General features: G+C 67.1%; 6 protein-coding genes. 2 read left to right on the forward strand and 4 right to left on the reverse strand.

The annotated features are described in order from the left end of the window. Nucleotides 1-5: 5 nt before the first annotated feature. Nucleotides 6-1,088, forward strand: a complete 1,083-nt coding sequence (locus tag DFQ15_RS15580; protein ID WP_110466858.1) for an AI-2E family transporter — start codon at nucleotides 6-8, stop codon at nucleotides 1,086-1,088. 84 nt (nucleotides 1,089-1,172) lie between these two features. Here the strand turns inward: DFQ15_RS15580 and DFQ15_RS15585 are convergent, their stop codons facing one another. Both DFQ15_RS15585 and murJ read right to left on the reverse strand, forming a co-directional pair. Continuing rightward, a complete protein-coding gene (locus DFQ15_RS15585) occupies nucleotides 1,173-2,024 on the reverse strand; it encodes a SirB1 family protein (RefSeq protein ID WP_110466859.1) in 852 nt (283 codons plus the stop codon). 96 nt (nucleotides 2,025-2,120) lie between these two features. After that, nucleotides 2,121-3,686 carry a murein biosynthesis integral membrane protein MurJ gene (gene murJ / locus DFQ15_RS15590; protein WP_110466860.1) on the reverse strand — a complete coding sequence of 522 codons (1,566 nt, stop codon included), beginning with the start codon at nucleotides 3,684-3,686 and terminating at the stop codon, nucleotides 2,121-2,123. Between the two features lie 257 nt (nucleotides 3,687-3,943). Between murJ and rpsT the strand changes: the two genes are divergently transcribed. Then, complete coding sequence (gene rpsT / locus DFQ15_RS15595) at nucleotides 3,944-4,243, forward strand: 30S ribosomal protein S20 (RefSeq protein WP_199399898.1); 300 nt, start codon at nucleotides 3,944-3,946, stop codon at nucleotides 4,241-4,243. Between the two features lie 167 nt (nucleotides 4,244-4,410). Here rpsT and DFQ15_RS15600 read toward each other — a convergent pair whose 3' ends face one another. Next, nucleotides 4,411-5,481 carry a glutamate cyclase domain-containing protein gene (locus tag DFQ15_RS15600; RefSeq protein ID WP_110466862.1) on the reverse strand — a complete coding sequence of 357 codons (1,071 nt, stop codon included), beginning with the start codon at nucleotides 5,479-5,481 and terminating at the stop codon, nucleotides 4,411-4,413. Between the two features lie 45 nt (nucleotides 5,482-5,526). Next, a complete protein-coding gene (locus DFQ15_RS15605; protein WP_110466863.1) occupies nucleotides 5,527-6,930 on the reverse strand; it encodes a pyridoxal-phosphate dependent enzyme in 1,404 nt (467 codons plus the stop codon). Nucleotides 6,931-7,037 lie beyond the last annotated feature (107 nt).

Here is a 7,037-nt window from a genome sequence, read left to right on the forward strand (position 1 = left end):
CACGCATGGAACCTCTCCCGCCCGCATCCGGCGCCGATCCGCTGCCGGCTCGCACCGGCGTCATGGTGGCCAGCTACGTGCTGATCGCAGCGACGCTGCTGCTGGTGATGGTGCAGGGCCTGCTGGCGGGCCTGCTCTGCGTCTGCGTCGGCTTCCTGGCCACCCGGTGGATCGCCCGCGGGTTCTCTCGGCTGTGGCGCTCCCGCAAGCGGACAGCGCCGCCCGCCGCCGGCGGCGGCCACACCGTGCCACCGGGCGCGCAGATCGCGTCGGCGGCGCTGGTCATCGCGGCGCCGATCCTGATGCTGTCGGCGGCGCTGTCGCAGTCGCGCACCTTCATCCTGCATGCGCCCGAGCAGTACCGCGAGCTGCTCGACCACACCGCCCGCACGGTGCTGGAGTTCCGCGAGAAGCTGCCGCCCGAGATCGGCCAGCACCTGCCCGACGGTGCCGACGACCTGCAACGGGTGGTGGCGCACTACCTGCGCGCGCAGGCCGGCTCGCTGGCGATCACCGGGCGGGCCTGGCTGCATGCGCTGCTCTTCACCTACGTCGGCCTGATCGTCGGCGCGCTGGCGGGCTGCGCCCGGTCGCCCGACGCGCGCGGACCGCTGGCGGCGCAACTGCACCGGCGCATCACCCTCTTCGGCGAGGCCTTCGGCCAGATCGTGGCGGCGCAGTTCTGGATCGCGGCCTTCAACATGGTGCTGACCGCCGTCTTCCTTCTGGGCATCCTGCCGCTCTGGAACATGGAGCTGCCCTACGCGCCGGCGCTGATCACCCTCACCTTCCTGGCCGGGCTGGTGCCGATCGTGGGCAACCTGCTCTGCAACGCGGTGATCGCCGTCGTCGGCCTGTCGGTGTCGCCGGCCACCGCGGCGGTCTGCCTCGGCTTTCTGATCTTGATACACAAGGCCGAATACCTGATCAACGCCAAGGTCGTCGGGCAGCGCACCCACATGGCGGTGTGGGAACTGCTGGCGGTGATGTTCCTGGCCGAAGCGGTGTTCGGGCCCGCGGGGCTGGTGGCGGCGCCGCTGTTCTACGCGTACCTGAAGAAAGAACTGGAAGCGGCGCGGCTGGTGTAGCGCGCTGCGGCGGCGGATTGCTATCAAAAAAATAGCTGGATGCCGGCGTCGCACGCCGGCTACGGCCACTTTTTATAGGAAGATTCAGTTGAGGGCCCGGCGCAGCTGCAGCACGCGCTCTTCGACCAGGTCGATGTCGAGCGCGTCCTCGGCATGCGCCAAGTAGGCTTCCAGATCCACCACGGCTTCGGCGCCGCGGCCCTGCTCGGCCAAGGCCAGGCCGCGGTCGCGCTGCTCGGCCCAGGCCTTGGGCAGCAGGGCGACCAGCCGGTTCTGCACCGCCACCAGCCGTGCCCAGTCCTGCTGGGATCGGTGAATCTCCTTCAGGTTGCGCAGCATCCGCGCCAGAATCTCCCGCGGCGTGGCGGCCTGCAGGAACAGGCCCAGCGGCACGTCGAAATCCTCCACCAGCCCGCTGCGCCGCTTGTAGGGTTCCAGCCGCTCCGACAGCTCTTCGCGCGAAAGCGAATGGCCGTTGAACGGATCGAGCACCACCTGGCCCTTCGGCAGGTTGATCTTGACCATGAAGTGCCCCGGAAAGCTGATGCCCCGGGCGTGCAGCGAAAGGCCCTGGGCCAACTCCATCCACAGCACCGCGAGCGAGATCGGGATACCGCGGCGGGTGCGCAGCACCGCGTTCAGGTAGCTGTTGTCGGGATCGTAGAAATCGTTGACGTTGCCGCCGAAGGCCAGGTCGTGGAAGAAGAACTGGTTGAGCACCCGCAGCCGCTGCAGGGCGGGCGCATCGGCCGGCAGGCGGCGGCGCAGGCGGGCCAGGAGCTGGTCCACGTCCCCCAGCACCTGCTGGATGTCGAGGTCGGGGTACTCGTCCTGGGCCAGGCTGGCCGTGGCCTCCAGCAGGGGGAATTCGTCGTCGCTCTGGACGAGCGCGGCGAAATATTCGAGCGGCGTGGGGGCCGTGAAGCGAAGGTCCATGGACCATTCTGGCGGTGCCCGCCCGAACGCGTCAAGCGGGGCCGCCAGAGGCCCGGTGCCGGGAGACCCGACCCGGCCAGGGCATCCCCGCGCGGCTCAGCGGCGCAGCATCTGTCGCAGCTTGATGCCCGCGGCCCAGGCGGCCAGCAGGTAGAGCACGATCGCCGCCATCACCACGCCCGCCAGCAGGCCGGCCCGGCGGAACTCGGTCGCCTGCAGGCCGATCCAGTCGAAGCGGTTGAGCATCCACACCAGGAAGATCGCCAGGATGGCGCTCGCGGCCAGCACCTGCATCAAAAACAGGCCCCAGCCCGGCAGCGGCCTGAAGCTGCCGCGCCGTACCAGCCCGAACAGCAGCCACAGCGCGTTGACCACCGCGCCGATGCCGATCGACAGCGTCAGGGCCGCATGCTGCAGCAGCGGAACCAGCAGGTAGTTCAGCCCCTGGGTCAGCACCAGCACGCAGACGGCGATCCGCATCGGGGTGCGCATGTCGTGCCTGGCGTAGAAGCCCGGTGCCAGCACCTTGATCGCCACGATGCCGACCAGGCCCGCGCCGTAGCCCATCAACGCCACGGTGGTCTGCTGGACGTCCTGCGCGGTGAAGGCGCCGTGGTGGAACAGCACCGCCACCAGCGGCCGCGAGAACACCAGCAGGGTCACCATGCAGGGCACCGACAGCAGCACCACCAGGCGCAGTCCCCAGTCGAGCATCGCCGAATAGCGGGCGTCGTCCTTCGCGGCGCGGGCTCCGGCCAGCTGCGGCATCAGCACCACGCCCAGCGCCACGCCGAGCAACGCGGTCGGGAACTCCATCAGCCGGTCGGCGTACACGATCCAGCTGACGCTGCCCGGCGCCAGGTGCGAGGCGATCTGGGTGTTGATCAGCAGCGAGATCTGCGCGACGCTGACGCCCAGCAACGCCGGCAGCATCAGCCGCATAACGTTGCGGGTGGCCGGATCGGTCCAGGCGGCGCGGATCGCCGCGCGGCTGGCGCCGATGTCGGGCAGCAACCCAAGGCGCTTGAGCGCGGGCAGCTGCAGCCCCAGCTGCAGCGCACCGCCCACCAGCACGCCGACGCACTGCGCGTAGATCGGCTCGAACCCGTGCCGCACGAACCAGGGCGCACCCCAGACGATCGACAGGATCAGCGACACGTTCAGCAGCACCGGCGTGGCCGCCGGCACCGCGAAGCGCCGCCAGGTGTTGAGCACCCCGCCCGCCAGCGCCACCAGCGACATGAAGCCGATATACGGGAACATCCACCGCGTCATCGTCACCGCCGCGCCGAAGCCCTCGGGCGTCTGCCGCAAGCCGCTGGCCATCGCCCACACCAGCAGCGGTGCCGCCGCCACGCCCGCGATGCTCAGCACCAGCAGCGTCCAGGCCAGCAGAGTCGACACATGGTCGATCAACGCCTTGGCCCCCTCGTCCCCCCGCTCCACCCGCGCCGCGGCCAGCACCGGCACGAAGGCCTGGCTGAACGCCCCCTCGCCGAACACCCGGCGAAACAGGTTGGGGATGCGGAAGGCGACATTGAACGCATCGGTCAACGCGCTGACGCCGAACACCGACGCCATCAACAGCTCACGGACAAGCCCCGTGATGCGCGAGGCGAGCGTGAACAGCGAAACGGTGGAAGCGGCTTTGAAAAGTGACACCGCGCGAGTGTAGGTGCACCCCTGGCTCCGCCCGTCTCTCTCCAAAACCCACGGTGGCCGCTGCGCAGCAGCGCCACGGCCTGCCCCGCCGGCCGCCAGGCCCGGCCCCCTCAGGATGCCGCGGATCCGGCTCCGCCGGTCCGCCAGCATCGCCCCCTGGAAGGGGGTGGGCGGCCACACGCAGTGGGCAAGCCTGGGGGTAAGTTATAATTTTTGGCTTTGCTGCAACATCCTCAGACCTCTCAAGGAACCGAATCATGGCAACCAAGCCGAAGAAAAAGAACCCGCGCCTCGCGTCGGGCCGCAAGCGCGTCCGCCAAGACGTCAAGCTCAACGCTGCGAACACCTCGCTGCGCTCCAAGTACCGCACCGCGGTGAAGAACGTCGAGAAGGCGGTTCTCGCCGGCGACAAGACCAAGGCCGCCGAAGCCTTCGCCCGCGCCCAGAGCGTGGTCGACACCGTGGCGGACAAGGGCATCTTCCACAAGAACAAGGCCGCTCGCGACAAGAGCCGCCTGGCTGCGAAGGTCAAGGCCCTCGCAACCGCGGCCGCCTGACCGAATCAGGCACCGCACGAGAGGGCCGCCAGCCCGCTCGCCGTTTGCACCGGGTGCGCTGCAGCAAAGTGAAAAACCGCCTCCGGGCGGTTTTTTCATTTCCCCATGACTTCGGCACGGAACTTCGCTGGACTCCGCAAAAGCCCTGATACAGCAGGTCTACACCTTTATTTCAACTGACGCCAGTCGCCCCGATCTCCGCGCCAGTTCACCGAATGCCCCAGCGTACGCATCACGGTAGCGCGAAGGCTGCGCACCATGCCTTCCCACTCGCGGATTACGATGCCGTCGTTGGCAGGCTCAGGGCCCATGAACATGCCATCGACGCCACCGTTGGCGACGCAGGCCTCGGTGGCACGTGTTTCGAGTTCCGGCTCATGGAAAACCACCGGGTTCTGCAGCAGCGCGGACAGCGCGGCGACGATACCGGTCGCACCCCAATTCGACACGTTGGAAACCACCAGCCAGTCGGCTGCCGTCGCGGCACCGACGCCACCTCGTCCAGGAGTGCCGCAGTCGACGGCTTTAGGCGAAAACTTCGGCAGGTCGTCGGCGATCACACCCATGCCCAGTTCGTTGCCGCCGTCGCCGATGCCGAGCGTGAGCGTTCCGCGCGCTTTGGCTTGGCGAAACAGGTAGTCCAGGTCGGCCACCATGCCGTCGAGCGGCCGACCGCCGAGGCCGTGATACAGCCCGTTGGCGTTGCAGCCGGGTCGCTCGATGCTCAACAGAAGCGATGGCTGGGTCAGATCGAGCAGCTCGTCGCATGTGCGGCGACTGCTCGCGGAATCCTTCGCCACGGTCTGGATGTAGACAGGCCGGAGGAACTCGATGAAGTCGGCCTTGCCCGATGTCGGCAGCGGACGGGGCGCGAGGCCTGCTCCACGACAGGTGGCGGTCATCATTTCTTCCCAATCTTCGTCGATCACGATCACCGAAACCACGCCGAGGCCCAGGAACAGCGCACGTGCCAGCAATGCGGCACCGACCGGGCCGTCGGTTTCGGGCACGCCTCCTCCCTCCGGGAAACCGGTGGCGATGAGGGCCGGTGCGCCGGGGTTCGCCTTCGTGGTCTCGACAAGTCGTTCGGCGGCGCCCATGCAGCACGGGCCGGGCTGACGCGTCTGCAGGGCGTCGTACAGCTTACCGATGAGGCCGACACCGGTGTAGTCGAGTCTCATGAAATCATCGATGGTGCGGGAGACATTGGCGTATCGGGAGCTTGTCTTTTCGAGCATGGTTCTATCTGTGCGGTATGGATGGATGAGAAGACCGGTGCGTGGTCAGGAGCCGAGCACGTCGGCAAAAAAGTCGGCGTCTACGTTTCCGCCGCTCAGGATGACCACGACGGTTTTGCCTTTGACGTCCAGCTTTCCGGCAAGAATCGCGGCCAGCCCGATGGCGCCGCCCGGCTCCACGACCAGCTTGAGTTGCTTGAAAGCAATGCGCATGGCCTCTCGCACCTCGTCATCGGTCGCGGTCAGGCTGCCGGCCAGCAATCGCTGATTGACCGCAAAGGTGAGCTTTCCGGGCGTGACGACCTGCAATGCATCGCAAATCGATCTCGCGTCGGGTGAGTTGCGTTCCGGTTTGCCGCTGACGAGCGAACGGGCGAGTTCGTCGAACTCCGCCGGCTCCACGGCGTAGACCGCCGTGTCGGGCGCCATTGCCCGTACGGCCGAGGCGACGCCGCCCACCAGACCACCGCCGCTGCAAGCCGCCAGCACCGCATCGGCGACGATATCCATGCTCGCCAATTGCTGCAGGATTTCAAGGCCGACCGTGGCCTGCCCCGTCATGATGTAAGGGTCGTCGTAGGGTGGGACGGTCACGGCACCGGTAGTGCGCGAGATCTCTGCACCGATGGCTTCGCGATCGTCGGTTTGGCGGTCGTACAGAATCACGTCGGCGCCGTTGTTGCGTGCGCCGACGATTTTGGTCTTAGGAGCATCGGCCGGCATGATGATCGTGGCTTTGACCCCCAGAAGCTTTGCCACGGCCGAGGTGGCCAGTGCGTGGTTGCCGGAAGAGAAGGCCACGATGCCGGCGCTTTTCTGCTCAGGGGTCAGCTGCATAAGGCGGTTGCAGGCGCCGCGGAATTTAAACGAGCCTGCCTTCTGCAGCACCTCCGCCTTGAACAGGAGGCGACCGCCCGTCACCTCGTTGATGACGGCGCTTTCGAGCAGCGGCGTGACGATGGCGTGCGTGCCGATACGTTCGGCGGCTGCTTCGATCTGAGCCATCGACGGCGCGCCGACTTCGGAGAAGAAAGAGGGTGCGAGAGAGGTTTGGATATCTGGCATGGGCATGACTTCGTGGGTGGTCGGTGTGAGGTAGGCGACGGCGTCGATTTCCACCTTGACGCCGTTGAGGCTGGCGCCGACGGTGGTGCGCACCGGGCTGCGCGCGCCCATCTCGCTTGCATATGCGCCGTTGAAGCGCGGCCAATCGGCGATATCGGCAAGGAAGACCTGCATCTTCACGACGTGGTCCAGCGTCGCGCCATGCACCGACAGTGCGGCACGCAGCTTGTCGAACACGGCAGCGGTCTGTTCTTCGATGGTGGTGCCGATCACCTGTCGGTCGGCATCGCGCGGCACCTGGCCGGCAGTGAACAAATAATCGCCCGCGCGCAGGCTTGCGGCGTAAGGTACCGCGACGGACTTGGGTGGAAATCGTGTGGACATCAGGCTGCTCTCACATCAAATAAGTCGGCAGCCACAGCGCGATTGCCGGGAACACCATGAGCACGACGATGGCGAACATGTAGACGCCCATGAAGGGCAGCACGCCG

Source organism: Xylophilus ampelinus, from assembly GCF_003217575.1.
Lineage (GTDB): Bacteria > Pseudomonadota > Gammaproteobacteria > Burkholderiales > Burkholderiaceae_C > Xylophilus > Xylophilus ampelinus.